The organism is Burkholderia sp. R-40 (genome assembly GCF_049942845.1).
GTDB classification, from domain to species: domain Bacteria; phylum Pseudomonadota; class Gammaproteobacteria; order Burkholderiales; family Burkholderiaceae; genus Burkholderia; species Burkholderia ambifaria.
The window spans coordinates 1504796-1530316 of the sequence record NZ_CP187967.1 but is presented as its reverse complement, the minus strand read 5'-3'; the positions used below and the strand labels follow the sequence as shown (position 1 = coordinate 1530316).

Here is a 25521-nt window from a genome sequence, read left to right as displayed (position 1 = left end):
ACGCGCCGGGCCCGCGCAGTTCAGCGGAAAAACCGGTCAGTGCTTCGCGTACTGGTTCATGTTCTCCGGCGTGACGAGCTCGAACGGCACGTTCACGTAGCGGTCGACCGGCTGCTTCTTCGCCAGCTTCAGCGCGGTCGCGACGGCCTGCGCGCCCTGCCCGGCCGCGTTCTGGTACACGGACACCTTCAGCTCGCCGCTCTTCATCGCCGCGAGCCCGTCCGGCGTCGCGTCGATGCCCGCGACGACCGTCTTCGGCGTCAGCTTGCGCGCGGCCTTCAGCGCGTTGATCGCGCCGATCGCCATTTCGTCGTTGTTCGACACGATCGCGTCGAACTTCGTGCCGGAGCTCAGCCAGTTCATCGTGATGTCCTGGCCCTGCGTGCGGCTCCACTTGCCTTCGCGCTTGTCGACGATCTTCATGCCGGAACAGTCCTTGGTCGCGATCACCTCCTCGATGTCCTTGGTGCGCGCGCGTGCCGACTCGTTGGACAGCTCGCCCATCAGCACGAGGATGTCGCCCTTGCCGCCGAGCAGCTTGCACACCTGGCGCGCCTGCAGCGTGCCCGACTGCTTCTCGTCGGACGCGACCACCGCGACGCCGGCCGGCAGCTTGTCGAAGTCGACCGGCTTGCGGTTCACGTAGACGAGCGGAATCTTCGCGGCGCTCACCATCTTCGTGATCTTCGGCGTCGCGTCGGTGTCGACCGCATTCACGATGATCGCGTCGACCTTCTGCGCGATCATGTTCTGGACCTGGCTCAACTGCTTGCCGACGTCGTTGCCGCCATCCTCGATCTGCACGGTCGCGCCGTCCTTCTTCGCCGCGTCGCCGATGCTGTTGCGCAGGATCGTCAGGAACGTGTCGTCGAACGATGCCATCGTCACGCCGATCTTCTCGGCGTGCGCGAGCGGCATGGTCAGGATCGCGGCGGCCGCGGCGGCCATCAGCTTGGTCTTCATGATCACTCTGTCTCCTCATCTCCGGGGGCGGAAAGCGGCGCGTTGCGCGCCGTCGGCGTCGAGTCCGATACGGACCGAAGCATCCGGATGAAACTGTAGATCACTTCCTCGAAAATTTGGAAATTTATTTCTACGTGATTTCACCTAGGGAACTGGATTTCCAAAAAGTCTAGACTCCGTTCCGTAGCCCGATTCCTTGCGGCAGGCGTTCTCGTGCCGTGCGGCATACGTGACGCGGAACCGTCAGAACCGTCGCGGGATCGGTCCCCTCAATCCGCCGGCCAGGTCGAACGCCGGCCGCGAGCGTGATACCTGATATGAGCCCGTTGAACTTTCCGACTGACCGCCCCATCGATCTCGCTTGCCTCGGCCGCGTCGCCGTGGATCTTTACGCGCAGCAGTACGGCAGCCGCCTGGAGGACGCGCGCAGCTTCCAGATGTATCTCGGCGGCTCGTCGGGCAACGTCGCGTTCGGCGTCGCCCGGCTCGGGCTGAAGACCGCGATGATCTCGCGCGTCGGCGACGAACAGATGGGCCGCTTCGTGCGCGAGACGCTCGAGCGCGAAGGGTGCGATACGAGCCAGCTGCAGACCGATCCGGAACGCCAGACCGCGCTCGTGCTGCTCGGGCTGAAGGACCGCGACACGTTCCCGCTGCTGTTCGTGCGCGAGAACTGCGCGGACATGGCCGTGCGCGCCGACGAGATCCGCGAGGACTTCATCGCCGGCTGCCGCGCGCTCGCGATCACCGGCACCCATCTGTCGACGCCGGCCACCCGCGAAGCGTCGCTGACCGCGCTCGGCTACGCGCGCCGCCACGGCGTCGTGCGCGTCCTCGACATCGACTACCGGCCGGTGCTGTGGGGGCTGACCGCGCGCGGCGCGGGCGAGAACCGCTACGTGCCGGATGCGCAGGTCACGCGGCAGCTGCAGCAGGTGCTCGGCGAATTCGACCTGCTGGTCGGCACCGAGGAGGAATTCCTGATCGCGGGCGGCGTGCCGCACGACCTGATCGCGTCGCTTCAGGCCGTGCGCCGCGCGAGCGGCGCGGTGCTGGTGGTCAAGCGCGGCGCGCTCGGCTGCTGCGTGATCGAGGGCGACGTCCCCGCCCGCATCGACGATGCACCGACCTTCCACGGCGAACGCGTCGAAGTCCTGAACGTGCTCGGCGCGGGCGACGCGTTCCTGTCGGGCCTGCTGTCGGGCCTGCTGCGCGGGCGCGACTGGGCCGAAGCGACGCGCATCGCGAATGCGTGCGGCGCGATCGTCGTGTCGCGCCACGCGTGCTCGGCCGCGATGCCGACGCCGGCCGAGCTCGCTCACTGGTTCGGCGGCGGCCGCCACCCGCAGGTCGACGCCGATCGCACGCTCGCGCATCTGCATCGCGTGACGGTGCCGCGCCGCGAATGGGACGAGCTGTGCGTGATGGCGTTCGACCATCGCAGCCAGTTCTACGAACTCGCGGTGCAGGCCGGCGCGGACGAAGCTCAGATCAAGACGCTCAAGCGCCTGCTCGTGCGCGCGGTCGAACAGGTCGAGCGCGATCGTCATCTCGAAGGCCACGTCGGCGTGCTGATCGACGGCGGCGCATACGGCCGCGACGCGCTCGCGCAGGCGACCGGCCGCGGCTGGTGGGTCGGCCGCCCGGTCGAGCTGCCCGGCTCGCGGCCGCTGCGTTTCGACGACACGCGCTCGGTCGGCTCGTCGCTCACGCACTGGCCGACCGAACAGGTCGTGAAGTGCCTCGTCCACTACCACCCCGACGACGACGTCGACCTGCGCGTCGAGCAGGAGCAGCGCGTGCTGGAATTGTGGGAAGCCACGCGCGCCAGCGGCAACGAGCTGCTGCTTGAAATGATTCCGCCGCGCGCGGTCACGCCGGCCGGCACCGAGGACGACGCGGTGCTGCGCACGGTCGCGCGCTTCTACAACCTCGGCGTGATGCCCGAGTGGTGGAAGCTCCCGCCGCTGAGCGCCGACGGCTGGGCGCGGCTCGAGACGCTCGTGGCCGAGCGCGACCATCACTGCCGCGGCGCGGTGATCCTCGGGCTGAACCAGCCGCTGCAGTATCTGGTCGACAGCTTCCGCTCGGCGACCAACCCGATCGTCAAGGGCTTCATGGTCGGCCGCACGCTGTGGGCCGATGCGTCGCTGCGCTGGCTCGCCGGCCAGAGCGACGACCAGGCGCTGATCGACGAAGTGGCCGGCAATTTCACGCAGCTGGTCGACGCGTGGCTCGGCCGCCGTGCCGCCGCGCGCGCCGCCGCGGCCTGATGCCGGCGCCTGTGACGACCACCCGACTCTTTCCTATCGACAGACGATGACCACCACCGTGAGACTGACCGTCAGCCAGGCGCTCGTGCGCTACCTGGCCGCCCTGCGCGCCGAAGTCGTCCAGCCGGACGGCCGCACCGAGATCCTGCCGTACTGCGGCGGCGTGTTCGCGATCTTCGGCCACGGCAACGTCGCCGGGCTCGGCGAGGCGCTCCACGCCGAACGGGAGCGGCTGCCGACGTTCCGTGCGCACAACGAGCAAGGCATGGCGAATGCGGCCGTCGCGTTCGCGAAGGCGAATTTCCGCCAGCGGATGATGGCCGCGACGTCGAGCATCGGCCCCGGCGCGACCAACATGCTGACCTCCGCCGCGCTCGCGCACGTCGGGCGGCTGCCGCTGTTGCTGCTGCCCGGCGACGTGTTCGTGTCGCGGCTGCCCGACCCGGTGCTGCAGCAGGTCGAGGATTTCGAACAGGGCGACGTCAGCGCGAACGACTGCTTCCGGCCGGTGACGCGCTACTTCGACCGGATCACGTCGCCCGAGCAGCTGCTCGTCGCGCTGCCGCGCGCGATCCAGGTGATGACCGATCCCGCGCAGTGCGGCCCCGTGTGTCTCGCGCTGCCGCAGGACGTGCAGACCTTCGCGTACGACTGGCCCGAGGACTTCTTCGCGCCGCCGGTGATCCGGATGCGCCGGCCGCCGGCCGACGCGCTCGAACTCGCGGATGCGCTCGACGTGCTGAAGGCCGCGAAGAAGCCGCTGATCGTCGCCGGCGGCGGCGTGCTGTACAGCCAGGCGTGGGACGCGCTGCGCACGTTCGCCGACACGCATGGCGTGCCGGTCGCCGAATCGCAGGCCGGCAAGGGCAGCCTCGCGTGGGACCATCCGCTGAACCTCGGTTCGATCGGCGTGACGGGCTCGCCCGCCGCGAACCGCGCGGCCGCGCAGGCCGACGTGGTGTTCGCGGTCGGCACGCGCCTGCAGGACTTCACGACCGGCTCGCACGCGCTGTTCGGCCATGCCACGCTGCTGAGCCTGAACGTGCAGCCGTTCGACGCGGGCAAGAAGCGCGGCCGGCAACTGATCGCCGATGCGCGCACCGGCCTCGGCCAGTTGTCCGCCGCGCTCGCGGGCTGGCGCGCGGATGCGGGATGGACCGCCGCGAACCGCGACCAGGCCGCCGCGTGGAACGCGCGCGTGACCGAGCTGACCACGCGCGTGCCGAACGACACGCTGCCGTACGACGCGGAAGTGATCGGCGCGGTGCGCGACTCCGCGGCCGACGCCGGGCGCGACAGCGCGCGCGACGATCTCGTCGTGTGCGCGGCCGGCACGCTGCCGGCCGAGCTGCACAAGCTGTGGCGCAGCGGCGTGCCGGGCAACTACCACATGGACTATGCGTACTCGTGCATGGGCTACGAGATCGCGGGCGGCCTCGGCGCGAAGCTCGCGCGGCCCGAGCGCGAAGTGATCGTGATCGTCGGCGACGGCTCGTACATGATGCTCAACGCGGAACTCGCGACCTCCGTGATGCTCGGCCGCAAGATCATCGTCGTGATCCTCGACAACCGCGGCTACGGCTGCATCGAGCGGCTGCAACTGAATTGCGGCGGCGCGAGCTTCAACAACATGCTCGACGACTGCGTGCCGGAAGGCGGCGAGCGCTCGACGATCGACTTCGCGATGCATGCGCGCGCGATGGGCGCCGAAGCCGTGCACGTGCGCGACGTCGGCGAGCTGCGCAGCGAGATGAAGCGGGCGCGCGCGGCCACGACGAGCCAGGTGCTCGTGATCGACACGACGCACGAGCGCACGACCGCGGACGGCGGCGCGTGGTGGGAAGTCGCGGTGCCGCAGGTGTCCGCGCGCGCCGGCGTCGAACGCGCGCACCAGACGTATCTCGACGAGAAAACCCGGCAGCGGCGCTGAACCGTTTTTCCTTTCCATGGGCCGCCCCGCGAAAACAACAACCGAACCAAGGAAGCACGTCATGAGCTGGAACGTTCGCATCGGTATCAATCCCCTGTCGTGGATGAACGACGACTTGCCGTCGCTCGGCGGCGAGACGCCGCTCGAGACGGCGCTGAAGGAAGGCGCCGAGATCGGCTATGCGGGCTTCGAGCTCGGCAACAAGTTTCCGAAGACGGGCCCCGAGCTGAAGGCCAAGCTCGCCGAGTTCGGGCTCGTGTGCGTGTCGGGCTGGTATTCGGGCTTCCTCGCGGAAGTCGAGCCGGGCATGAGCGACGCCGACGCGGTCGCCGCCGAAATCGAGCGCTGCCGCGCGCACATGACGAAGCTGCAGGTGAACGACGTGAAGGTCGTGGTGTACGGCGAATGCGCGGGGACGATCCAGGGCAGCATCGACACGCCGGTCGCGAAGCGGCCGCGCTTCGTCGACGATGAAAGCTGGCGGCGCTACGCGGCGCGCCTCGACGCATTCGGCGCGCATCTGCTCGAGACCTACGGGATCAAGCTCGCCTACCATCACCACATGGGCGCCTACGTCGAATCGCCGGACGACGTCGACCGCCTGATGGCGCTGACCGATCCCGCGAAGGTGTTCCTGCTGTTCGACACGGGACACGCGTATTTCGGCGGCGCGGCCGATCCGGTCGCACTGCTGAAGAAGCACGTGTCGCGCGTCGTGCACGTGCACTGCAAGGACGTACGGCCGCAGGTCGTCACGCAGGCGCGCAACGGCGGCTGGAGCTTCCTGAACGGCGTGATCAACGGCACTTTCACGGTGCCGGGCGACGGCGCGCTCGACTACGAAGCGACGCTGCGCACGCTGAAGGATGCCGGCTACGAAGGCTGGCTCGTCGTCGAGGCCGAGCAGGATCCGGCCGTCGCGCCGAGCTATCAGTATGCGAAGAAGGGCTACGAGTCGCTGCGCGCGATCGTCGACCGGTTGAGCGCGTGAGCGCTGTCATCCCCGCTATTCCCCCATTGTGGAGCCCCGTTCCATGACGATTTCTCCCCTGCTGGTCAAGGCATCCGCCGGCCGCGAAATCTGCAACGTGACGCCCGAGTCGGCCGGCTGGAAACACGTCGGCTTTCGCGCGCTGCGCCTGAAGGCCGGCGACACCGAAACGCTCGACACCGGCACGCGCGAACTGTGCGTCGTCGTGCTCACGGGCACGCTGCGCGCACAAGTCGACGGCGAAACCTACGATGCGCTCGGCAAGCGCGACAGCGTGTTCGAGGAGGTGTCGCCGGACGCGCTGTACGTGCCGGGCGGCAAGACCGTCACGCTGGTCGCGACGCGCGACGCGGAGGTTGCGCTATGCACCGCGCCCTACGCGAGCGGCGACAAGCGCGTGCAGCGCCTCGACGGCGAACGGATGCGCCGCGCGGTGCGCGGGCAAGGCACCAACACGCGCTACGTGTGCGACATCCTGATGGGCGACAACCCGGCGGCCGACCGGCTGCTGGTGGTCGAAGTGATCACGCCCGCGAGCCATTCGAGCAGCTATCCGCCGCACAAGCACGATCGCGACGCGGCGCCCGACGAAACGTCGCTCGAGGAAACCTATTACCACCGGATCGATCCGCCGCAGGGTTTCGCGTTCCAGCGCGTGTACACCGACGATCGCAGCCTCGACGAAGCGTGCGCGGTCGAGAACCACGACGTCGTGATGGTGCCGCGCGGCTATCACCCGGTGGTCGCGCCGCACGGCTACAACCTGTACTACCTGAACGTGATGGCCGGGCCGAGCCGCGCATGGGCGTTCAGGAACGATCCCGCGCACGAGTGGATGCTCGACGCGGCGCCCAAGCGCTGACACGCTGATGCGCTGAACGATCGACGGCCGGCGCGCGACGCGGCACGCGCACGCACGAGCCGGACTTGCGACGACACGGAGCTGCCATGGCCATCCCCTTCCCGCGCTTCGCACCCGCGCCTTGCAGTGACACCGCCTCGGCGCCGATGCTGCCGCACTTCGATGCCGAGGTCGCGCGCCGGCTCGGCGACATCGCAATCAATCTCGCGTCGCGGCGCGGGCTGCCGATCGCGGTCGGCATCGTCGGTGAAGCCGCACCGCTGTTCTATTGCGCGCTCGACGGCAGCCGCGCGCACCACAGCGACGCGATCCGCCGCCGGCAGAACACGGTGTTGCGGTTCGGCGTCAGCTCGCTCGAGGTCGGCGCGCGCTTTCGCCGTGCCGGCTGGTCGTTGCAGTCGCAGGGATTGTCGGACGCCGACTATGCGCTCGATGGCGGCGGTGTGCCGTTGCGGGTCGCCGGCGGCGCAATCGGTGGTGCACTCGTCGGCGCGATGACGATCGCGGGGCTCGACGACGAACACGATCACGCACTCGTCGTCGAGAGCCTGCGCTGGCATGTCGGCGCGAACGCGCTCGCGATGATCGCGTAGCGGCGCGCGCCGACCTCGCGGGTCAGTGCAGCCCGCCGCTCGCGACGAGGCGCTCGCCGGTCAGCCAGCGCGCATCGTCCGACGCGAGGAACACGGCAACCGACGCGATGTCGCCCGGTTCGCCGAGGCGGCCAAGCGGCGTGTCGTTGCGCACCTGCGTTTCGAGATCCGAACCGATGATGCCCGCGCTGTGCGTGCCTTCGGTCACGATCATCCCCGGGTTGATCGCATTCACGCGAATCTTGCGCGGGCCGAGCTCGAGCGCGAGCACGCCGGTGATCGCGTCGACGGCGCCCTTGGTGCCGCTGTACACGGCGCTCGCGGGCGGCGTGATGCTCGTCACGACCGAGCTGATGTTGATGATGCTCGCGCCTTCGCCGAGATGCTTGACGGCGGCCTGCGTCGTCAGCAGCACGCCGAACACGTTCGTATCGAACTGCCGGCGATAGTGCTCTTCGGTGATCGTCTCGATCGGCGAGAATTCGTAGACGCCGGAATTGTTGACCAGCACGTCGAGACGGCCATAGTTCTCGATCGCGGCATCGACGATGCGCTGCGCGTCCGCTGCCTTCGACACGTCGCCGCCCACCGCGACCGCGCGGCCACCCGCTTCGACGATCGCGCTCACGACGGCGTCGGCACCGGCCTTGCTGCTCGCGTAGTTGACGACGACCGACGCACCTTCGGCGGCCAGCGCCTTCGCGATCGCGGCGCCGATGCCCTTGGACCCGCCCGTGACGATCGCAACCTTGTTTGTCAGCTTGCTCATGATTTCATTCCTCAGTCGGAAGACTTTCGATGGATGGGCGCCGGTTGCCGCGCGGATGCGGCGCACCGGCATGACTGGCAATGTAAGGTGCTGCGCCGCAGCGATAAAGCGGCTCGACACGAATTGACTGGCGGGGTTTGCCGAACAATCGGCGCGCTTGCGCTCCGCCTGCCCTCAGCCGGCGCTCAGCCACGCACTGACGACGTCCCCACCGAGCCCGTCGAGCGCGCCGTCGTAGACGATCCGTCCGCGCCCCATCACCGCGACGCGCTGCGCGAGCCGCGGCGCGAGCTGCAGTCGCTGCTCGATCAGCAGGATCGCGACGCCGTCGGCCTGCAGCGCGGCGAGGCACGCGCCGACCTCGTCGATCGCGAGCGGCGCGAGCCCTTCGGCCGGTTCGTCGACGATCAGCACGCGCGGGCGGCCGGCAAGCGCACGCACCAGCGCGAGCACCTGCTGCTCGCCGCCCGACAGCCGCCCGGCCTTCACGTCGATCCGCGCGGCCAGCAGCGGAAAGCGCGCGAGCAGCCCGTCGAGCGCCGCGCGTTCGGCCGCGCCGCGCACACCGCGCAGCCCGAGCCGCAGGTTCTCGCGCACGCTCAGCAGCGGAAACACGTCGCGGCTTTCGGCGACGTAAGCCACGCCGCGCCGCGCGATCTCGAACGTGCGGGCGCCCGCGCATTCGGCGCCGACGATGCGCACCGAGCCCGCGGTGCGCACGAGCCCCATCACGGCCTTCGCGAGCGTCGAACGGCCCGAGCCGTTGCGGCCGAGCAGCGCGAGCGTCTCGCCCGGCGCGAGCGCGAGATCGACGCCGTCGAGCACGGGCTGCATCCCGTACCACGCGCGCAGGCCACGAATGTCGAGCAGCGCGCTCATGCGGCGGCGCCGAGATAGGCGGCGCGCACGGCCGGGTCCGCGCGGATCGCGTCGGGCGCACCGGTCGCGACCACCGCGCCGCGCACCAGCACCGTCACGCGCTCGGCGAAGCCGAACACCGCATCCATGTCGTGCTCGATCATCAGCACCGTGCGGCCCTGCGTCGTCGCGCGGATCAGCGCGATCATCCGCGCGGCCTGGTCGCGGTTCATGCCGGCCGTCGGTTCGTCGAGCAGCAGCGTGCGCGCGCCGCTCACGAGCGCGATGCCGAGATCGAGCGCGCGCTGTTCCGCGTAGCCGAGTTCGCCGGCCGGCGCGTCGCGCCGCGCATCGAGGCCGATGTCGTGCAGCACCTGCGCGGCCGCGCGATCGACCGACGCCGATTCGCGCAGCCGGTTCCACCAGCGCCGCCGCTCGTCCGGCGCATGCAGCGCCGCGCAGCGCAGGTTGTCGAACACGGAGAGCCGCGCGAATGCACTCGTCTGCTGGAAACTGCGGCCGATGCCGAGCCGGCTCGCGACGACCGGCCCGCGTCCGCGCAGCTCGACGCCGTGCAGCACGACGCGCCCGCGCGTCGGCCGCGTCGCGCCCGCAATCACGCCGAACAGCGTCGACTTGCCCGCGCCGTTCGGCCCGATCAGCGCGTGACGCTCGCCGGCGCAGACGCTCAGCTCGATACCGTCGAGCACCGTCTGCGCGCCGAAGCGCTGCACGATGCCGTGCAGCGCGATCGCGTTGCCGTTCATCGCCCGTCCTCCCGCTTGCCGTGCCCGGGGTGCATCAGCCGCGCGCGCCAGCCCCACAGCAGCATGCCGATGCCGGCCGCCGAGCACGCGACGACCCAGCCGGCCGGCGCATCGGCATCGATGCCCCACGCGCCGAACGCGCTGCCGGCGCCGTCGTCCTGCGCGAAGCGCCACGCATAGCCGAGCTCGGCCGCGCAGACGATCGCGACGCCCCAGAACACGCACGCGCCGACGCCGCACAGCACGCGCCAGCGCTCGGCGGCCGGCGCGTCGCGGCGCAACGCATGCGCGAGCGTCTGTGCGACGCCCGCGATCCCGCCGGGCGCCGCGACGACGACCGCGACGAACAGCACGCCGAGATACAGCCCCCACGCACGCGACACGCCCGCGACGACCACGCTCAGCGCGGTCAGCACCACGGCACCGGCCGCCGGCCCGAAGAACGTGCCGGTGCCGCCGATCACCGCGGCGATCAGCACGGTCGCCGAGCGCGCCATCGACAGGCTGTCGGGCGTCGCGATCTCGACGTCGATCAGCGTCAGCGTGCCGGCGATACCCGCGAAGAACGACGCACAGGTGACCATCGCGAGCCGCACGCGGCGCGGCTCGGTGCCGAGCGCAGCCACGCGCGCGGGGTTGTCGCGCACCGCGTTCGCGAGCCGCGCGAGCGGCGTGCGGGTCAGCGCATGCATCGCCAGCGCCGACACGATGCACCACGCGGCGATCACCGCGTAGGCCTGGGCCGGCGCGCCGAACTGCCAGCCGCCCCAGGGCGTGCCGCTCGCGCGGTCGATCGGCACGCCGCCGAGACCGCCGAACCACGCCGGCACGCTCCACGCGGCGGCCGCGACGCATTCGGCGAGACCGAGCGTGATCATCGCGAACACGGTGCCCGCGCGGCGTGTCGCGAGCAGCCCGGCGATGAACCCGAAGCCGGCGCCCGCCACGCCGCCGACGAGCGGCAACAGCGGCAGCGGACCGCCGACACGATTGAACCAGTGCGCGGCGGCGAACGCGCCGAGGCCCGCGAACGCGGCATGACCGAACGACAGCAGCCCCGTCGTGCCGAGCTGCAGGTTGTACGACAGCGCGAGCACGACGAGCGCGGCCGTCTGCGCGAGATAGCCGAGCATCGCGCCATGCGGCCACAGCCACGCGGGCAGCGCGACGCACGCGGCGAACAGCACCCAGCGCAGCGCGCCGGCCCGCGCGCGGCTATCCATCGACACGCTCGCCGAACAAGCCGCGCGGACGGGCGACCAGCACCGCGACGAGCAGCAGATACGGCACCAGCGGCGCGATTTGCGCGATCGATACGGCCGCGACGCTGTCGGGCAGCGCGACGCCCGCCCATTGCGCGAGGTCGCGCAGCGACGTATCGCTGGACGCCGCGAAGGTCTGCGCGAAGCCGACCGCGAGCGACGCGACGAACGCGCCGCCGAGCGAACCGAGCCCGCCGATCACGACCACCGCGAACACCACCGACCCGACCGTCTCGGCCAGCGCCGGTTCGATCACCGCGAGCGGCGCGCCGATCACGCCGGCCAGCGCCGCGAGCGCGGTGCCCGCGCCGAACAGGCCCGTCATCACGCGCGGCACGTCGTAGCCGAGCGCCTCGACGGCCGCGCGGTGCGTGAGCGCGGCGCGCACGACGAGCCCGATGCGCGACGCGCGCAGCAGCGCGCCGAGCGCGACCAGCATCGCCGCGGACATCGCCATCATGAAGAGCCGGTAGCGCGGCAGCGCGAGGCCGAACGCGGTCACGGGCGCGCCGTCGAACAGCGCCGGCACCGGGGCCGGCACCGGCGTGAGGCCCCATACGAGTTTCGCGCCCTCGCCGATCAGGTAGGCGAGGCCGAAGGTCAGCAGCAGTTCGCTCGTGTGGCCGCCGCGCGCCTGCACGCGGCGCAACAGCCAGCGCTCGCAGCCGGCGCCGAGCAGGCCGACGGCGAGCGGCGCGAGCACGAGCGCGGGCCAGAAACCCGCAGCGGCCGCGATGCTGTAGCCGACGTACGCGCCGAGCATGTAGAAGCTCGCATGCGCGAAGTTGAGCACGCCCTGCACGCTGAAAATCAGCGTCAGGCCGGCCGACAGCATGAACAGCAGCAACCCGTAGCTGAGGCCGTTGAACGCCTGGAGCGCGAACGCGTGCACCACCGCGCGCCTGTCAGCCGGCGAGCGGTTCGAGCGCCGCGCGCAGCGCATCCGGCAGCGGCACCGGGCGGCGCGTGCCGCGATCGACGTACACGTGCACGAAATGCCCCTGCGCCGCGGGCGAGGACTCCCCTGCCGCGAACAGCCCGATCTCGTAGCGCACGCTCGACGTGCCGAGCTTCGCGACGCGCAGCCCCGCGTCGACCGACTGCGGAAACACGAGCGGCGCGAAGTAGTTGCATCGCGTGTCGACCACGAGCCCGATCGTCTGCCCGTGCTCGACGTCGAGCACGCCCGCGCGAATCAGGTATTCGTTCACGACGGTGTCGAAGTAGCTGTAGTAGACGACGTTGTTCACGTGCCCGTAGACGTCGTTGTCCATCCAGCGGGTCGTGATCGGCAGGAAGTGGCGATAGGCGTCGCGCGGACGCGGCTGCGGCTTGTCGGACATGGCGATGGCGGTCAGGACGAGTGGGACGCCGCGCGGCGGCCGCGCGGGACGGCGCGCCGGGAAACGGCGAGATGCCGCGACGCGACCCTGCGCGGCGCGACGGATGAAATGTCGGAAGCGGCGCGGGCCGTCACTGCCCCGCTCGATCGACGAATTCGAAATCGAGGCCGCGCGCGCGCATCCAGTCGGCCAGCGCGTAGCCGGTGCCGGCCCGCCAAGGGCGCAGCAGCGGCGGATCGACGAGCCGGTATTCGAGCAGTTCCGGCGACAGCGCGACGGTGCCCGATGCGCGCACGTGGTACGCGATGATCAGCTCGTTCTTGCGGATGAACTCATAGACGCCGACGAGCGTGACCTGCTCGGCCTTCAGCGCGGTTTCCTCGAACACCTCGCGCGCGATGCCGTCCTCGGGCGTCTCGCCGTTCTCGAGGAAGCCGGTGATCAGCGCGAACATCCCTTCCGGCCAGGCCGCGTTGCGCGCAAGCAGGATCTTGCCGTCGAGCTCGACGATCGCGGCCACCACCGGCAGCGGGTTGTTCCAGTGCACGTAGCCGCACGCGTCGTCCGGGCAGGCCCGGCGGACGCGGCCGCCCTCGTGTTCGGGATCGGCGCGCTCGGTGAGCGGGCTCGCGCAGCGCGGGCAAAAACGGTAGTCGGCGGTGGTCATCGATGGGGATCTGGCGGACGCCGGCGGCGGCCCGCAGGCCGCCTCACGCCCGCTCGGCGCGGGAAAGGCTTCATTCTAGCGAGTTTGCCCGCGCCGCAGACGATCCGGCCCCGATCGCGTCAGGGTCGCGCGCGCCCGTGCGCGGCGGTCGCCGCGAAGCCGGCGGCCCCGACGAGCAACGCGCCCGCCGCGACCCACAGCGCCGGCGAGAACGACCCGAAACGCGCGGTCAGCGGCGCGGCGACGAGCGGACCGAGAATCTGCCCGACCCCGTACGACGCGGTCGCATAGCCCATCAGCCCGGCCGCGCGCTCGCCGTGCAGCCGCCGCGCCTCGCGCATCGCGAACAGCGTGATCGCAGTGAACGGCAGGCCGAGCAGCGCGCTGCCGACCGAGAAGCCGGCTGCGTTCGGCCACACGATGCCCGCCGCGATCCCGAGCGCCTGCGTCGCGCAGCCGGCGGCGAGCAGCAGCCGATTGTCCCAGTGGCCGGGCAGCCGCGCGGCGGCGATCGCGCCGACGATCAGCGCCGCGCCGAACATCGGCCAGAACAGGTCCGGCCACGGCGAGCCGGCCGGCAGCGCGGCGCGCGCAATCACCGGCAGGAACGTCGCGGTGATGATGTAGCCGAAGCCCGGCATCCCGTACAGCACGACGAGCCACGCGGCGTCGGCCCGATGGCGCCGCGCGTCGTAGGGTGCCGTAGCCGTCGCCGCAGGCCGGGCAGGAGCGGCGGCCGCCGGCGCGGTGCCGAACACGCGCCAGATCGCGACCGACAGCACCGCCGACAGCGCCGCGAAGCCGAGCCAGCCGGGCGCCGCGCGATGGCCGGCGAGCGCGCCGCCGATCAGCCCCGTCAGCACGATGCCGACACCGGGCCCCGCGTAGATCACCCCGCTCCACTCGGGCGCGTGCAGCTCGGTGAGCCGCCGCAGCCCCCATTGCGACACGAACACGAACGTCCACGCGCTGACGACACCCGCGACGAAGCGCACCACGAGCCATGCCGAAAGCAGATGGCCGATGCCCATCGCGGCGGTCAGCAGCACGGTGGCGGCGAGCCCGAAGCGCACCATTCGCGCGGGCGCGACCCGCACCGCCGCGCAGCTGACCGCGCCGACGAAATAGCCCGCGTAGTTCGCCGACGCGAGCCAGCTGCCGGCCTTCAGGCCGATCGAGCCGTCGGCGAGCATCAACGGCAGCAGCGGCGTGAACGCGAAGCGGCCGACGCCGAGCGCGACCGCGAGCCCGATCATGCAGGCGAGCGCGGCCGCGCGGGCGCGGCGGTCGGCGTCATCGGACAGGTGGGTGCCGGCGGCGGCACTCGGGGCATCGGAACGGGACATGGCGGCATGGGCCGCGCGCGGTGCGCGCCGGCCGGAACGGAAATCGGAACGCTTGTATCGTAGCTTGACCAAACGTTCTCTAAAAATGAATAATTAAGAACCCACATATCTCCCGGAGAGAATCATGGACCTGGCGGCACTGGCGATTTTCCGGGCCGTCGTGCGCGAAAACGGCGTCACGCGCGCGGCGGCGAAGCTCAATCGCGTGCAGTCGAACGTGACGACGCGCATCAAGCAGCTCGAGGAGGAACTCGGCGCGGCGCTGTTCGTGCGCGACGGCCGCCGGCTCGTGCTGACGCCGGCCGGGCACACGCTGCTGCCGTACGCGGAGCGGCTGCTCGCGCTTGCCGACGAGGCGCGCGACGCGGTGCGCGAGGACACGCCGCGCGGGCGGCTGCGGCTCGGCACGATGGAAAGCACGGCCGCGAGCCGGCTGCCGACCGTGCTCGCGCGCTATCACCATGCGTGGCCCGACGTATCGCTGGAACTCGTGACCGGCACGACCGGCTGGCTGATCGACAGGGTGCGCGACTTCGAGGTCGACGCGGCGCTGTTCGCGCGCCCGCCCGCACCGGACACGCTGCCGGACACGTTCGAGACGGTGCCGATCTACCGCGAGGATCTCGTGCTGCTGACACCGCGCGGCCATCCGCCGGTGCGCACGCCGCGCGACGTGATCCTGCCGACGCTGATCGCGTTCGAGCGCGGCTGCACGTACCGGAAATACGTCGAGCAATGGTATGCGGCGCACGGGGTGAAAGCCGCGCGCGTGCTCGAACTCGGTTCGTATCACGCGATCGTCGCGTGCGTCGCGGCCGGCGCGGGCGTCGCGGTCGCGCCGAGGTCGGTGCTCGATCTGCAGCCGGAAACCGGCAACGTCACGGCCCACACGATCGCCGAACTCGAAGGAATCGACACGGTGCTCGCGTGGCGGCACGGTTACGCGTCGGCGGCGCTCGCCGCGCTGCGCGATGGGCTCGGCGAGGCTGCTCGGCAGCCGGACGATGCAGCCAAGGCGCCGGTAGTGGCGCCAGCCTGAGCCGGGCCTTGACCGGCAGCGCAGGCGGCCGGGGCGCGTGGATGCTGCACGCCGGCCAAAAACAAAACGACCCGACCGGCCAACGCCGATCGGGTCGTTTTTTTCATGCGATGCGATGGGGCCGGCAAGCCCGCATCGCATCAGCCCGGACGATCAAAGACGTTCTTCGACCCAGCCCTTCACGCCCGCGAGCGCACCCGGCAGGTTCGCCGGTTCCGTGCCGCCTGCCTGCGCCATGTCCGGACGGCCGCCGCCCTTGCCGCCGACCTGCTGCGCAACGAAGTTCACGAGCTCGCCGGCCTTGACCTTCTTGCTCGCATCCGGCGTGACGCCCGCGATCAGGCTGACCTTGCCGCCTTCGACGGCCGCCAGCACGATCGCCGCGCTCTTCAGCTTGTCCTTCAGCTTGTCGACCGTCTCGCGCAGCGTCTTCGCGTCCGCGCCGTCGAGCGTCGCGGCCAGCACGTACACGCCGCCGATTTCGGTGGCCTGCTGCGCGAGCTCGTCGCCCTGGCTCGACGCGAGCTTCGACTTCAGCGCGCCCAGTTCCTTCTCGAGCGACTTCACCTGGTCCTGCACCTGCGCGATGCGCTGCGTGAGTTCCGACGGCTGCGCCTTCAGCGCGGCCGCGGCTTCGTTCACGCGCGCATCGAGTTCCTGCACGTAACGCACCGCGTTGTCGCCGGTGATCGCCTCGACCCGGCGGATGCCGGCCGCGACACCGCCTTCGACGACGATCTTGAAGAAGCCGATGTCGCCGGTGCGATGCACGTGCGTGCCGCCGCACAGTTCGCGCGAGAAGCCGAGATCGAGCACGCGCACTTCGTCGCCGTACTTCTCGCCGAACAGCGCCATCGCGCCGCCCTTCACCGCTTCGTCGTATGGCATCACGCGCACGATGCCCGGCGCGTTCGCGAGGATTTCGTTGTTGACGATCTGCTCGACGCGACGGATTTCGTCGTCGGTCATCGGCGCGTTGTGCGCGAAGTCGAAACGGGTCTTCTCCGCATCGACGAGCGAACCCTTCTGCTGCACGTGCGCGCCGAGCACTTCACGCAGCGCCTTGTGCATCAGGTGGGTGGCCGAGTGGTTGCGCTGCGTGCGGGCGCGGCGGTGCGCGTCGATTTCCGCGCGCAGCACGTCGCCGATCTTCAGCGTGCCCTGCTCCAGCGTGCCGTGATGGCCGACCACGTCGGCCTGCACCTTCAGCGTGTCGGCCACCGCGAAGCGCGTCGCGGCGTTCGCGAGCACGCCCTGGTCGCCGACCTGGCCGCCCGATTCCGCGTAGAACGGCGTGTGATCGAGCACGACGACCGCATCCTGGCCGGCCTTCACTTCATTGACGGCCGAACCGTCGACGTACAGCGCGACGACCTTCGCGTCGTCGAACGCGATTTCCTCGTAACCGTGGAAGGTGGTTTTCGCGCCCGAGTATTCGAGGCCCTGCGTGGCCTTGAACTTGCCGGCCGCGCGGGCCTGCTCGCGCTGGCGTGCCATCGCGTCGTCGAATGCCGGCTCGTCGACCGTCATCCCCCGCTCGCGGCACACGTCGGCCGTGAGGTCGAGCGGGAAACCGTAGGTGTCGTGCAGCTTGAACGCGAGTTCGCCGTCGAGCACCTTGCCGCCCTTCGCCTCGACGTCGGCGAGTGCCGCCTCGAGGATCGACATCCCGTGCTCGATCGTCTCGAAGAAGCGCTCTTCCTCCTGGCGCAGCACGTCGGTCACGCGCTGCTCGGCTTCCTTCAGCTCCGGATAGGCCGCGCCCATCTCGGCGACGAGGTCGGCCACCAGCTTGTGGAAGAACGAGCCCTTGCGGCCGAGCTTGTAGCCGTGGCGGATCGCGCGGCGCACGATCCGGCGCAGCACGTAGCCGCGTCCTTCGTTGCCCGGAATCACGCCGTCGACGATCAGGAACGAGCACGCGCGGATGTGATCGGCGATCACCTTCAGCGAGTTGTTGGTGAGGTCGCTGATCTCGGTCACGCGCGCGGCGGCCTTGATCAGGTTCTGGAACAGGTCGATCTCGTAGTTGCTGTGCACGTGCTGCAGCACCGCGGCGAGGCGCTCGAGGCCCATGCCGGTGTCGACCGACTGCTTCGGCAGGCGCGTCATGTTGCCCTGCGCGTCGCGGTTGAACTGCATGAACACGAGGTTCCAGATCTCGATGTAGCGGTCGCCGTCTTCCTCAGGCGACCCCGGCGGGCCGCCCCACACGTCCGGGCCGTGGTCGTAGAAGATTTCCGTGCACGGGCCGCACGGGCCGGTGTCGCCCATCGTCCAGAAGTTGTCCGACGCGTAGCGCGCGCCCTTGTTGTCGCCGATCCGGATGATCCGCTCGGTCGGCACGCCGACTTCCTTCGCCCAGATGTCGTAGGCTTCGTCGTCTTCCTGGTAGACGGTGACCCACAGCTTTTCCTTCGGCAGCTGGTAGACCGTGGTCAGCAGCTCCCACGCGAAGCGGATCGCGTCGTGCTTGAAGTAGTCGCCGAACGAGAAGTTGCCGAGCATCTCGAAGAACGTGTGGTGGCGCGCCGTGTAGCCGACGTTCTCGAGGTCGTTGTGCTTGCCGCCCGCGCGCACGCTGCGCTGCGCCGTCGTGGCGCGCGAGTACGGACGCGGGTCCGTGCCGAGGAACACGTCCTTGAACTGGACCATGCCCGAGTTCGTGAACATCAGCGTGGGGTCGTTACCGGGCACGAGGCTCGACGAGCGGACGATCGTGTGGCCCTTCGATTCGAAGAATTTGAGGAATTTCTCGCGGATTTCGGCAGCTTTCATGGCGTGCGGGGAATGTCTGGCTGAGACGGCTTCAAACGCCGGCCGTCCTCGCGGACGCACGGCGGGCAAATATCGTAAACGATCGATTATACGATACCGACCGGCGGCCCAGACGGCAGCGGCCCGCCGTGCCGGACGACCGGCCCAGGGCCTGTTCACGCTAACAACGGGCTTGCGAACGTGCCTTTCCGCCCGCAGGGCAAGGAGTGAGGAGGCGCAATAGCCGTAGCTATTGCAACGACGAACGACGCCGCAATGCGGGCGGAAAGGCACGTTCCCCTGTTTTGGAAAAAAAATCATTCGTGGGGCTGGCCCGTTATTAGCGTGAACAGGCCCTATACCACCCGCGCGGCCGATTCGCCTTAAGATGGTCGGCATGCCGATCCGCGTTGCCCGACGCCAAGCCATGAAAGGAGACGATTCGACGATGGGTGCCCTGAGCCATATCCGCGTGCTGGACCTCACCCGCGTGCTCGCGGGCCCGTGGTGCGCGCAGACCCTTGCCGATTTCGGCGCGGACGTGATCAAGATCGAGCGCCCCGGCGCCGGCGACGACACGCGCCACTGGGGGCCGCCGTACCTGAAGGACGCAGCCGGCGCCGATACGGCCGAGGCCGCCTACTACCTCGCGGCGAACCGCAACAAGCGCTCGGTTACGGTCGACATCGCGACGCCCGAAGGCCAGCAGATCGTGCGCGAGCTCGCCGCGCAAAGCGACGTCGTGCTCGAGAACTACAAGGTCGGGCAACTCGCGAAATACGGGCTCGACTACGAGTCGCTGCGCGCGGTGAAGCCCGATCTCGTCTACTGCTCGGTCACGGGCTTCGGCCAGACGGGCCCGTACGCGCATCGCGCGGGCTACGACTTCATCGTCCAGGGCATCGGCGGCTTCATGAGCATCACCGGCGAGCGCGACAGCGAGCCGGGCGGCGGCCCGCAGAAAGCCGGCGTCGCGATCGCCGATCTCGCGACCGGCCTCTATTCGACGATCGCCGTGCTCGCCGCGCTCGCGCACCGCGACCGCACGGGCGAAGGCCAGTACATCGACATGGCGCTGCTCGACGTGCAGGTCGCGCTGCTCGCGAACATGAACACCAACTTCCTCGCGAGCGGCAAGCCGCCGGTGCGCTGGGGCAACGCGCACCCGAACATCGTGCCGTATCAAACCTTCCAGACGAGCGACGGCTGGATCATCGTCGCGGTCGGCAACGACGGGCAGTTCCGGAAGTTCGTCGAGGCCGGGGGCCGCCCCGAGCTGGCCGACGACGAACGGTTCGCGACCAACCCGTCGCGCGTGCGCCATCGCGACACGCTGGTGCCGATCCTCGCGGAGATGGTGAAGACCCGCGGCAAGGCCGACTGGATCGGCACGCTGGAAGCGGCCGGCGTGCCGTGCGGGCCGATCAACGAACTCGACGAAGTGTTCGACAACGAACAGGTGGTCGCGCGCGGAATGCAGGTGTCGCTGCCGCATCCGTGCGGCGCGGACGTGAAGCTCGTGCGCAATCCGATCCGGATGAGCGCGACGCCGCCGGATGCGCGCACGGCCCCGCCGCTGCTCGGCGCGCAGACCGAAGCGGTGCTGCGCGACATGCTCGGTTATGACGCGGCGCGTATCGCGGCGTTGAAGGCGAAGCAGGCGATCTGAGCCCGCGGGAACGTACGCGTCGCGGCGCCGTCGGCGGCGTGCGACCGGTGGCCGTCGGCCAGTGAATCGATGGCTAGCGCGCGAGCGCGTCGAGCCAGCCGCGTGCGTCGGGCCAGTCGCCGAGCCCGCTGTCCGCGTTGGGGTGGCCGCGCGGGCCGAGGTCATGGAACGCACTGCCCCACGCGCGTGCGCAGCCGCGCGCGAACGCGAGCGAGCCGTACGAATCGTCGCTGCTCGCGGCCACGCAGGTTGGAAACGGCAGCCGTTCGAGCGGCACGGGCCCGAAGCCGTGCGCGTCGGCCGGAAACCCGGGCCCGGCCGGATCGGGCAGCGCGACGAGCAGCGCGCCGCGCACCTTCGCAAGCGCGGCCGGCCGCGCGTAGCGGGTCGCCCACCATGCCGTGGTCAGCGTGCCGAGGCTGTGCGCGGCGATCAACACCGGGCCCGGCGCGGCCTCGACCGCGCGATCGAGCGCGAGACACCAGCCGTTGCGGAACGCACGGTCCCAGTCGGGCATCGCGATGCGCACGAAACGCGCGTCGGCGCGCTCCCAGCGGCTTTGCCAATGGAACGGACCGGAGTTGCCGTAGCCCGGCAGCACGAAAACGGGAAAGTTGCTCATGGAGGATTCGTCGACGCATGAAGTCGTGATGTGACGTCGACGAAGTGTCGCACACCCGTTCCTCCCTGATGTTGCCTGTCGAATCGCGGAAGGGATATGCGAGGTCGTGACGCGGGGCGAACCCCGTCACGACCGGCCGGCGCGCATGCGTGCCGGCGTCGATCAGCGCACGCCGGCGCCGACCAGGCCGCCTGCCGCCGCGCCGGCCACCGTGCCGACCGGGCCGCCCGTGATCAGGTAGCCGAGCGCGCCGCCCGCGGCCGCGCCGATACCGGCATTACGTTGCGTATGCGTCATCGCGCATGCGCCGAGTTGCGACAGAGCCGCGACGATCACCGCGGTACGAACGAGAAAAGTGGTCTTCTTCATCATGGATTATTGGCTTCCTCCCGCCGGCAAAAAGGCCCGCCGGCGGCATTGAATCGGTGAAGCCATCATAGGAAAAGCCGAACGCGGGGGGCAATCCGATTTACGTCGTGTTACAGCCGACACATTATCGAGATATTGCGGCACGCAGCGCTACCCGGCGCCTGCGGCGCCACAACCCGCGCGGGACGGACCCCGCTCAGGTAGAATTACAGGATTAAACCGGCGCGACGCGCCGACACAACCTGACGCCAACCGCATGAGCACCGAACGTAACGACGCCCCCGCGGCTTCCAACTTCATCCGCAACATCATCGACGACGACAACCGCACCGGCAAATGGGGCGGCCGCGTCGAAACGCGCTTCCCGCCCGAGCCGAACGGCTATCTGCACATCGGCCATGCGAAGAGCATCTGCCTGAACTTCAGCGTCGCGCGCGACTACGGCGGCGTGTGCCACCTGCGCTTCGACGACACGAATCCGGAAAAGGAAAGCGTCGAGTACGTCGACTCGATCGTCGACGCGGTGCGCTGGCTCGGCTTCGACTGGCGCAAGGATGCGGTCGATCATCAGTATTTCGCGAGCGATTACTACGACAAGCTGTACGAATTCGCCGAGTTGCTGATCCAGCGCGGCAAGGCGTACGTCGACAGCCAGAGCGCCGACGAAATGCGCGCGAACCGCGGCTCGCTGACCGAAGGCGGCAAGCCGTCGCCGTACCGCGACCGTTCGCCCGAGGACAACCTCGACCTGTTCCGCCGGATGAAGGCCGGCGAGTTCAAGGAAGGCGAGCACGTGCTGCGCGCGAAGATCGACATGGCGTCGCCGAACATGAACATGCGCGACCCGGTGATCTACCGGATCCGCTACGCGCACCACTACCGCACCGGCGACGCATGGTGCGTGTATCCGATGTACGACTACACGCACTGCATCTCGGACGCGCTCGAGGGCATCACGCACTCGCTGTGCACGCTCGAGTTCGAGGATCACCGCCCGCTGTACGACTGGGTGCTGAACGAACTCGCAGATGCCGGCGTGTTCACGCGGCCGCTGCCGCAACAGATCGAATTCTCGCGCCTGAACCTCACGTATGCGATCACCAGCAAGCGCAAGCTGCTGCAGCTCGTCACCGAAGGTCACGTCGAAGGCTGGGACGATCCGCGCATGCCGACGATCGTCGGGATCCGCCGCCGCGGCTTCACGCCGGAGAGCATTCACCTGTTCTGCGAGCGGATCGGCGTGACGAAGGTCGATTCCTGGATCGACATGAGCGTGTTCGAAGGCGCGCTGCGCGACGATCTCGACGACAAGGCGCCGCGCTCGGTCGCCGTGCTCGATCCGCTGAAGCTCGTGATCGACAACTATCCGGAAGACCTCGAGGAAGCGTGCACGGCCCCCGTGCATCCGCATCATCCGGAGCGCGGCGTGCGCACGTTCCCGATCTCGCGCGAGCTGTGGATCGAACGCGAGGACTTCGTCGAGAACCCGCCGAAGGGCTATTTCCGCCTGTTCCCGGGCAACAAGGTGCGCCTGCGCTACGGCTACGTGATCGAGTGCACGGGCTTCGACAAGGACGCCGACGGCAACGTGACGGCCGTGCACTGCAACTACTTCCCGGACAGCAAGTCGGGCACGGAAGGCGCGAACACGTACAAGGTCAAGGGCAACATCCACTGGGTCAGCGCGAAGCATGCGCAGCCGGCCGAAGTGCGGATCTACGACCGGCTGTTCAAGGAACCGCACCCGGACGCGGGCGGCGCGAACTTCCTCGAGGCGCTGAACCCGGATTCGAAGAAGATCACGCAGGCCTACGTCGAACCCGGCGCCGGCGATGTCGCGCCGGAAACGCGCTTGCAGTTCGAGCGTCACGGCTATTTCGTTGCCGACCGGGTCGATTCGAAACCGGGCAAGCCCGTGTTCAACCGGATCGTCGGGCTGCGCGACAGCTGGGGCAAGCCGGCCTGACGGCCTGCGGCGCGCGCGGCGTGCGGCATCGAGCCGACGTCGCGCGATGATGAAAAAAAACCGACCCTCGGGGTCGGTTTTTTTATTGCGTGCGCGGCATCGAAGCGATAACGCTCACGCGCCCGTCAACCGCCGATGCAGATCCGCGAGCGACAGCGTCGTGCGAAACAGCCGCGCAAGGCTGCGGCTCGCATACGTATCGACGTCGGCGGGCGCCGTCCAGCGATACGCGTCCATCTCGGGAATCAGCGAGCCGTCGCGACGGCTCGGGAACAGCGACGTGCACGTGCAGTGCGCGGGATCGATCTCGTCGTCGGCGACCTGCACCGCGAACAGGTGCAGGTCCTTGTCGTGACGGTACGCGAAGCGGCCCAGATCGACGAGGCGCGCCGGCGCGAATTCGATGCCGGTTTCCTCGCGCAGCTCCCGCAGCGCCGCATCCGCCGGCGACTCGCCGGGCTCGCCCTGCCCCTTCGGGATGTCCCAGTGCGTGGTATCCGTCGCATGCGCGAGGAATACGCGGCCGGCCCCGTCGAGAATCACGACGCCGCACGATACCGTGCGCGGCGCACCGCTGCGCTTCATCGCACCGCGCTCAGCGTTTCTGCAGCTGCCACTTGCCCGCGGCGGTCTTGCAGAAGACCGGCTTGAGCGTCATCGACTGACCCTTCGCCGAGATTTCGGTCGCGATTTCGCGGCAGGTCTTGCCGTCGGTTTCGGACGTCGACGGCGTGAGCTTCGCATCGATCTGCGTGCCGCGGCCGTTGCTCTGCCACGTCGTGGTCTCGCCGTCCTTGCCTTCGTCGCGCACCTGCGCGACAGCCTTGGTCAGCGACGCGCGGTCGGTCTTGCTGAAGTAGGTCAGCGGCGTGTCGCTCAGGAAGCCCAGGTTGCTTTGTGCGTGGGCGGGGAGCATCGCGGCTGCGCACGCGGCGCCGGCCAGCACGCGCGTGACGACTGAAAGGGATGCACGCATCGACATGTGTTGTTCTCCTTGGATGTTCGATCGAACGGCGTGGCGCGCGGCCGGCGAACCGGCGGCCGGCCATCCGGCACGCGCCACGCCCGTCAGCGAGCGAGCATAGCATGCGTGCCGCAAGGAACGTCTTCTAGCGCGCAGCCGACGCGGCCGCCGGCTGATATCCGTCAGTCAGTGTGTTCAGGAACGCGATCACGTCCTTGATCTCGGCCGCGTTCAGCGCGGGCGCGTCGCCGCGCTTGCGATCGAACGGCGGCTCGCGGTTGATGTTCGGCCAGTAGCGCTTCGGCAGATCGTCGTACACCTGCACCTTGCCGTGCACCACCGGATAGAACTTCTCCGGATGGATGTCGCGCTCGACGTAGAAGCGCATCACGTCCTCGAGCGAGTGGTACACGCCGTTGTGGAAGAACGTCTTGCGCAGCGCGACGTTGCGCAGCGACGGCGTGCGGAACAACCCGCAGAATTCGTCGCGGCCCTTCAGGTCGGTGCGCTCGGGGCCGCACGCGCCGAGATCGTGGAAGCGCGGATCGCGATTGACCGGCAGCGCGCGGTTGCGCGGCACCGCGATCGCGATCAGGCCGAAATCGCTGAACTGCGGCGGACCGCCTTCGAGCGTGCGCTGGCTCACGTGGCAACTCGCGCAGTTGCCCTTCTTCTCGTCGTTGAACAGCTGCAGCCCGTGCAGCTCCGCAGGCGTGAGCTGCGCGTGGCCGGCGAGATACGCGTCGTACTTGCTCGTGTACGGATCGAACAGCGCCGGCTGCTGCTGGAATGCGTCGAGCGCGCGCAGCACCGCGCCGAAGGTCGCCTGGTCGTCGGCGAGGACCCGGTCGCCGAACGCGTGGCGGAACGCATCGGCATAGGGTGCGGCGCGAACTGCCTTCGCGACCCGCGCCGGCGAGCTGCTCATCTCGAATGGCGACGTGAGGGGAATGCGCGCCTGCGCATCGCGCGTGTCGACGCGGCCATCCCAGGTCAGCCCACCGGTCGGACCCGCGTCGATACTTTCGTCACCCTCGTCCGGTGAATCGTGGAAGTGCTCGCTGAACGGAGGAATGCCGCGCAGGTACTTCAGCGACGGCACCGCGCGAAAGCCCGTGCGGTGCATGTCGTCGCCGCCGAGTTGCACCGACAGCGCGTTCGGCGGCCCGAACGCATGCTCGGCGCTATGGCACGACGCGCACGCGAGCTTGCCGGACCCCGACAGCGACGGATCGAAGAACAACTGCTTTCCGAGTGCCGTCATCTGCTTGACGCCCTCGAATACCTGCGCGCGCGTTTGCGGCTGACTGGCCGGCGCGACCGCCGGAGCGGCCGGAGCAGCCTGTGCCGCCGGGACGATGGGCACGGCCGGCACATTCGCTGCGGGCCGCGCATCGCAACCGGCGAGCGCCGCGCATCCCGCAATGAGTGTCAGCGTTGCCGCGGCAGAGATCAGCGATCGCGCGGACGCGACGGGTTTCAGAAGGGTGTGCATCGTCGTTCTTCGTGTA

The 25521-nt window shown here is 69.5% G+C and carries 23 protein-coding genes; 8 read left to right on the top strand and 15 right to left on the bottom strand.

What is annotated here, in order from left to right; genetic code table 11:
- Nucleotides 1–36: 36 nt before the first annotated feature.
- Nucleotides 37–963 (bottom strand): sugar ABC transporter substrate-binding protein, encoded by a 927-nt coding sequence (locus ACP26O_RS07135; RefSeq protein WP_175663852.1) that lies wholly within the window; start codon nt 961–963, stop codon nt 37–39.
- Nucleotides 964–1280: 317 nt separating this feature from the next.
- Here ACP26O_RS07135 and ACP26O_RS07130 point away from each other — a divergent pair, with 317 nt between their 5' ends.
- The 5 genes from ACP26O_RS07130 to ACP26O_RS07110 all read left to right on the top strand — a co-directional run bounded on the left by ACP26O_RS07130 (nt 1281) and on the right by ACP26O_RS07110 (nt 7612).
- A complete protein-coding gene (locus ACP26O_RS07130) occupies nt 1281–3236 on the top strand; it encodes a bifunctional 5-dehydro-2-deoxygluconokinase/5-dehydro-2-deoxyphosphogluconate aldolase (RefSeq protein ID WP_175663853.1) in 1956 nt (651 codons plus the stop codon).
- 46 nt (nt 3237–3282) lie between these two features.
- Complete coding sequence (gene iolD, locus ACP26O_RS07125) at nt 3283–5166, top strand: 3D-(3,5/4)-trihydroxycyclohexane-1,2-dione acylhydrolase (decyclizing) (RefSeq protein ID WP_175663854.1); 1884 nt, start codon at nt 3283–3285, stop codon at nt 5164–5166.
- A 61-nt stretch (nt 5167–5227) separates the two neighbouring features.
- Entirely contained in the window at nt 5228–6157 is a 930-nt protein-coding gene (iolE, locus tag ACP26O_RS07120) for a myo-inosose-2 dehydratase (protein WP_175663855.1), read from the top strand.
- Nucleotides 6158–6200: 43 nt separating this feature from the next.
- Complete coding sequence (gene iolB, locus ACP26O_RS07115) at nt 6201–7019, top strand: 5-deoxy-glucuronate isomerase (protein WP_175655867.1); 819 nt, start codon at nt 6201–6203, stop codon at nt 7017–7019.
- Between the two features lie 86 nt (nt 7020–7105).
- Nucleotides 7106–7612 (top strand): heme-degrading domain-containing protein, encoded by a 507-nt coding sequence (locus tag ACP26O_RS07110; RefSeq protein WP_175663856.1) that lies wholly within the window; start codon nt 7106–7108, stop codon nt 7610–7612.
- 22 nt (nt 7613–7634) lie between these two features.
- Here the strand turns inward: ACP26O_RS07110 and ACP26O_RS07105 are convergent, their stop codons facing one another.
- The 8 genes from ACP26O_RS07105 to ACP26O_RS07070 form a co-directional block, all read right to left on the bottom strand.
- Nucleotides 7635–8381, bottom strand: coding sequence for a glucose 1-dehydrogenase (locus tag ACP26O_RS07105; protein WP_126227574.1), 747 nt, complete (start codon nt 8379–8381; stop codon nt 7635–7637).
- A 174-nt stretch (nt 8382–8555) separates the two neighbouring features.
- Entirely contained in the window at nt 8556–9260 is a 705-nt protein-coding gene (locus ACP26O_RS07100) for an ABC transporter ATP-binding protein (RefSeq protein WP_175663857.1), read from the bottom strand.
- Nucleotides 9257–10006, bottom strand: coding sequence for an ABC transporter ATP-binding protein (locus tag ACP26O_RS07095; protein WP_175663858.1), 750 nt, complete (start codon nt 10004–10006; stop codon nt 9257–9259). Before ACP26O_RS07095 ends, ACP26O_RS07100 begins: the two co-directional genes overlap by 4 nt.
- Complete coding sequence (locus tag ACP26O_RS07090; protein WP_175663859.1) at nt 10003–11229, bottom strand: branched-chain amino acid ABC transporter permease; 1227 nt, start codon at nt 11227–11229, stop codon at nt 10003–10005. Before ACP26O_RS07090 ends, ACP26O_RS07095 begins: the two co-directional genes overlap by 4 nt.
- Entirely contained in the window at nt 11222–12160 is a 939-nt protein-coding gene (locus ACP26O_RS07085) for a branched-chain amino acid ABC transporter permease (RefSeq protein ID WP_175664180.1), read from the bottom strand. The genes ACP26O_RS07090 and ACP26O_RS07085 overlap by 8 nt, the downstream gene beginning before the upstream one ends.
- Before the next feature lie 13 nt (nt 12161–12173).
- Nucleotides 12174–12611, bottom strand: a complete 438-nt coding sequence (locus ACP26O_RS07080; protein WP_175663860.1) for an acyl-CoA thioesterase — start codon at nt 12609–12611, stop codon at nt 12174–12176.
- Between the two features lie 130 nt (nt 12612–12741).
- A complete protein-coding gene (locus tag ACP26O_RS07075) occupies nt 12742–13278 on the bottom strand; it encodes an NUDIX domain-containing protein (protein ID WP_011656614.1) in 537 nt (178 codons plus the stop codon).
- A gap of 119 nt (nt 13279–13397) precedes the next feature.
- Nucleotides 13398–14624, bottom strand: a complete 1227-nt coding sequence (locus ACP26O_RS07070; protein ID WP_175663861.1) for a YbfB/YjiJ family MFS transporter — start codon at nt 14622–14624, stop codon at nt 13398–13400.
- 124 nt (nt 14625–14748) lie between these two features.
- Here ACP26O_RS07070 and ACP26O_RS07065 point away from each other — a divergent pair, with 124 nt between their 5' ends.
- Nucleotides 14749–15663, top strand: a complete 915-nt coding sequence (locus ACP26O_RS07065) for a LysR family transcriptional regulator (protein WP_175663862.1) — start codon at nt 14749–14751, stop codon at nt 15661–15663.
- A 153-nt stretch (nt 15664–15816) separates the two neighbouring features.
- Here ACP26O_RS07065 and alaS read toward each other — a convergent pair whose 3' ends face one another.
- Entirely contained in the window at nt 15817–18441 is a 2625-nt protein-coding gene (gene alaS / locus ACP26O_RS07060) for an alanine--tRNA ligase (RefSeq protein WP_011656608.1), read from the bottom strand.
- Nucleotides 18442–18868: 427 nt separating this feature from the next.
- Between alaS and ACP26O_RS07055 the strand changes: the two genes are divergently transcribed.
- Nucleotides 18869–20089 (top strand): CaiB/BaiF CoA transferase family protein, encoded by a 1221-nt coding sequence (locus tag ACP26O_RS07055; RefSeq protein ID WP_165751257.1) that lies wholly within the window; start codon nt 18869–18871, stop codon nt 20087–20089.
- Nucleotides 20090–20162: 73 nt separating this feature from the next.
- Here the strand turns inward: ACP26O_RS07055 and ACP26O_RS07050 are convergent, their stop codons facing one another.
- Both ACP26O_RS07050 and ACP26O_RS07045 read right to left on the bottom strand, forming a co-directional pair.
- A complete protein-coding gene (locus ACP26O_RS07050) occupies nt 20163–20711 on the bottom strand; it encodes an RBBP9/YdeN family alpha/beta hydrolase (RefSeq protein WP_175663863.1) in 549 nt (182 codons plus the stop codon).
- Between the two features lie 162 nt (nt 20712–20873).
- Nucleotides 20874–21083: an ornithine acetyltransferase gene (locus ACP26O_RS07045; RefSeq protein WP_006497729.1), complete on the bottom strand. Its 210-nt coding sequence runs from the start codon at nt 21081–21083 to the stop codon at nt 20874–20876.
- A gap of 253 nt (nt 21084–21336) precedes the next feature.
- Between ACP26O_RS07045 and ACP26O_RS07040 the strand changes: the two genes are divergently transcribed.
- The gene (locus tag ACP26O_RS07040; RefSeq protein ID WP_175663864.1) at nt 21337–23046 is read left to right on the top strand and encodes a glutamine--tRNA ligase/YqeY domain fusion protein; all 1710 of its coding nucleotides are present in this window, start codon (nt 21337–21339) and stop codon (nt 23044–23046) included.
- Between the two features lie 114 nt (nt 23047–23160).
- Here the strand turns inward: ACP26O_RS07040 and ACP26O_RS07035 are convergent, their stop codons facing one another.
- The 3 genes from ACP26O_RS07035 to ACP26O_RS07025 form a co-directional block, all read right to left on the bottom strand.
- Nucleotides 23161–23631, bottom strand: coding sequence for an NUDIX hydrolase (locus ACP26O_RS07035; protein WP_175663865.1), 471 nt, complete (start codon nt 23629–23631; stop codon nt 23161–23163).
- Nucleotides 23632–23641: 10 nt separating this feature from the next.
- Nucleotides 23642–24028: a hypothetical protein gene (locus ACP26O_RS07030; RefSeq protein ID WP_175663866.1), complete on the bottom strand. Its 387-nt coding sequence runs from the start codon at nt 24026–24028 to the stop codon at nt 23642–23644.
- Between the two features lie 127 nt (nt 24029–24155).
- On the bottom strand, nt 24156–25505 hold the full coding sequence (locus ACP26O_RS07025; RefSeq protein ID WP_175663867.1) for a cytochrome-c peroxidase: 1350 nt from the start codon (nt 25503–25505) through the stop codon (nt 24156–24158).
- Nucleotides 25506–25521: the final 16 nt, after the last annotated feature.

What these genes read in the sequence shown, in the direction of transcription:
- ACP26O_RS07135 (WP_175663852.1), bottom strand. Translation starts at nt 963, where the DNA reads ATGAAGACCAAGCTGATGGCCGCCGCGGCCGCCGCGATCCTGACCATG.
- ACP26O_RS07130 (WP_175663853.1), top strand. Translation starts at nt 1,281, where the DNA reads ATGAGCCCGTTGAACTTTCCGACTGACCGCCCCATCGATCTCGCTTGC.
- iolD (WP_175663854.1), top strand. Translation starts at nt 3,283, where the DNA reads ATGACCACCACCGTGAGACTGACCGTCAGCCAGGCGCTCGTGCGCTAC.
- iolE (WP_175663855.1), top strand. Translation starts at nt 5,228, where the DNA reads ATGAGCTGGAACGTTCGCATCGGTATCAATCCCCTGTCGTGGATGAAC.
- iolB (WP_175655867.1), top strand. Translation starts at nt 6,201, where the DNA reads ATGACGATTTCTCCCCTGCTGGTCAAGGCATCCGCCGGCCGCGAAATC.
- ACP26O_RS07110 (WP_175663856.1), top strand. Translation starts at nt 7,106, where the DNA reads ATGGCCATCCCCTTCCCGCGCTTCGCACCCGCGCCTTGCAGTGACACC.
- ACP26O_RS07105 (WP_126227574.1), bottom strand. Translation starts at nt 8,381, where the DNA reads ATGAGCAAGCTGACAAACAAGGTTGCGATCGTCACGGGCGGGTCCAAG.
- ACP26O_RS07100 (WP_175663857.1), bottom strand. Translation starts at nt 9,260, where the DNA reads ATGAGCGCGCTGCTCGACATTCGTGGCCTGCGCGCGTGGTACGGGATG.
- ACP26O_RS07095 (WP_175663858.1), bottom strand. Translation starts at nt 10,006, where the DNA reads ATGAACGGCAACGCGATCGCGCTGCACGGCATCGTGCAGCGCTTCGGC.
- ACP26O_RS07090 (WP_175663859.1), bottom strand. Translation starts at nt 11,229, where the DNA reads ATGGATAGCCGCGCGCGGGCCGGCGCGCTGCGCTGGGTGCTGTTCGCC.
- ACP26O_RS07080 (WP_175663860.1), bottom strand. Translation starts at nt 12,611, where the DNA reads ATGTCCGACAAGCCGCAGCCGCGTCCGCGCGACGCCTATCGCCACTTC.
- ACP26O_RS07075 (WP_011656614.1), bottom strand. Translation starts at nt 13,278, where the DNA reads ATGACCACCGCCGACTACCGTTTTTGCCCGCGCTGCGCGAGCCCGCTC.
- ACP26O_RS07070 (WP_175663861.1), bottom strand. Translation starts at nt 14,624, where the DNA reads ATGTCCCGTTCCGATGCCCCGAGTGCCGCCGCCGGCACCCACCTGTCC.
- ACP26O_RS07065 (WP_175663862.1), top strand. Translation starts at nt 14,749, where the DNA reads ATGGACCTGGCGGCACTGGCGATTTTCCGGGCCGTCGTGCGCGAAAAC.
- alaS (WP_011656608.1), bottom strand. Translation starts at nt 18,441, where the DNA reads ATGAAAGCTGCCGAAATCCGCGAGAAATTCCTCAAATTCTTCGAATCG.
- ACP26O_RS07055 (WP_165751257.1), top strand. Translation starts at nt 18,869, where the DNA reads ATGGGTGCCCTGAGCCATATCCGCGTGCTGGACCTCACCCGCGTGCTC.
- ACP26O_RS07050 (WP_175663863.1), bottom strand. Translation starts at nt 20,711, where the DNA reads ATGAGCAACTTTCCCGTTTTCGTGCTGCCGGGCTACGGCAACTCCGGT.
- ACP26O_RS07045 (WP_006497729.1), bottom strand. Translation starts at nt 21,083, where the DNA reads ATGATGAAGAAGACCACTTTTCTCGTTCGTACCGCGGTGATCGTCGCG.
- ACP26O_RS07040 (WP_175663864.1), top strand. Translation starts at nt 21,337, where the DNA reads ATGAGCACCGAACGTAACGACGCCCCCGCGGCTTCCAACTTCATCCGC.
- ACP26O_RS07035 (WP_175663865.1), bottom strand. Translation starts at nt 23,631, where the DNA reads ATGAAGCGCAGCGGTGCGCCGCGCACGGTATCGTGCGGCGTCGTGATT.
- ACP26O_RS07030 (WP_175663866.1), bottom strand. Translation starts at nt 24,028, where the DNA reads ATGTCGATGCGTGCATCCCTTTCAGTCGTCACGCGCGTGCTGGCCGGC.
- ACP26O_RS07025 (WP_175663867.1), bottom strand. Translation starts at nt 25,505, where the DNA reads ATGCACACCCTTCTGAAACCCGTCGCGTCCGCGCGATCGCTGATCTCT.